Consider the following 229-nt stretch of genomic DNA (forward strand, 5'->3'; position numbering starts at 1 on the left):
CGCCCAATCCGAAGCCTTCCTGGCCTGGGCCGCGGGTTACGACGACGGCTCCTGCGGCGGCAGCCGCACCCTGGCCAACCCACACGGCCTGGCTCGGCCGCTTCGCCTGCCCGGTGCTGGCCCTGCGCGGCGCCCAATCCGAAGCCTTCCTGGCCTGGGCCGCGGGTTACGACGACGGCTCCTGCGGCGGCAGCCGCACCCTGGCCAACCCACACGGCCTGGCTCGGCC

At 75.5% G+C, this 229-nt stretch carries 1 protein-coding gene; it reads left to right on the forward strand.

Going from position 1 to position 229, the window contains the following annotated elements:
- A partial coding sequence (locus BEN49_RS28245) for a hypothetical protein (RefSeq protein WP_158022989.1) occupies positions 1 to 229 on the forward strand: 229 nt, incomplete at both ends.

The sequence above is a fragment of the Hymenobacter coccineus genome, from assembly GCF_001816125.1.
Classification (GTDB): domain Bacteria; phylum Bacteroidota; class Bacteroidia; order Cytophagales; family Hymenobacteraceae; genus Hymenobacter; species Hymenobacter coccineus.